This window comes from Clostridium pacaense, assembly GCF_020709765.2.
In the GTDB taxonomy this organism is placed as follows: Bacteria; Bacillota; Clostridia; order Lachnospirales; family Lachnospiraceae; genus Enterocloster; species Enterocloster hominis.
Window position 1 is genome coordinate 1 of the sequence record NZ_JAJFEB020000055.1, and the last position, 1,239, is coordinate 1,239.

Sequence of the window (1,239 nt, forward strand, 5' to 3'; positions counted from 1 at the left end):
AAGACGTGACGCGGAGCGAACTGAAGTAGCGAAGTGTGTGATTCCGGCTGTCAAGAAAAGCCGCTATCGTGTGATGCATGCCCGTACCGTAAACCGACACAGGTGGATGAGGAGAGAATCCTAAGGCCGGCGGGAGAAGCATTGTTAAGGAACTCGGCAAAATGACCCCGTAACTTCGGGAGAAGGGGTGCCACAGAGATGTGGCCGCAGAGAATAGGCTCAAGCAACTGTTTAGCAAAAACACAGGTCTATGCAAAACCGTAAGGTGAGGTATATGGGCTGACGCCTGCCCGGTGCTGGAAGGTTAAGAGGAGAGGTTAGGGGAACCGAAGCTTTGAATTTAAGCCCCAGTAAACGGCGGCCGTAACTATAACGGTCCTAAGGTAGCGAAATTCCTTGTCGGGTAAGTTCCGACCCGCACGAAAGGCGTAATGATTTGAGCGCTGTCTCAACAATGCACCCGGTGAAATTGAAATACCAGTGAAGATGCTGGTTACCTGCGCCAGGACGGAAAGACCCCATGGAGCTTTACTCCAGCTTGATACTGGGATCCGGTGCTGCATGTACAGGATAGGTGGGAGGCTAAGAGATATGGACGCCAGTCTGTATGGAGCCATTGTTGGGATACCACCCTTGCGGTACTGGGTTTCTAACCTGCGCCCATGACCTGGGCGGGGGACAATGTCAGGTGGGGAGTTTGACTGGGGCGGTCGCCTCCGAAAGGGTATCGGAGGCGCTCAAAGGTTCCCTCAGGATGGTTGGAAACCATCCAAAGAGTGCAAAGGCATAAGGGGGCTTGACTGCGAGACTGACGGGTCGAGCAGGTACGAAAGTAGGACTTAGTGATCCGGTGGTATGAAAGTGGGATTGCCATCGCTCAACGGATAAAAGCTACCCTGGGGATAACAGGCTTATCACTCCCAAGAGTTCACATCGACGGAGTGGTTTGGCACCTCGATGTCGGCTCATCGCATCCTGGGGCTGTAGCAGGTCCCAAGGGTTGGGCTGTTCGCCCATTAAAGCGGTACGCGAGCTGGGTTCAGAACGTCGTGAGACAGTTCGGTCCCTATCCGGCGCGGGCGTAGGAGATCTGAGAGGAGCTGTCCTTAGTACGAGAGGACCGGGATGGACAGACCGCTGGTGTACCTGTTGGCCTACCAGGGCCATGGCAGGGTAGCCAAGTCTGGACGGGATAAACGCTGAAGGCATCTAAGCGTGAAGCCCCCCTCAAGATGAGAT

At 54.7% G+C, this 1,239-nt stretch carries 1 rRNA gene; it reads left to right on the forward strand.

Annotation, left to right across the window (positions count from 1 at the left end):
* Positions 1–1,239, forward strand: a 23S ribosomal RNA gene (locus LK536_RS58420); the annotation flags it as partial.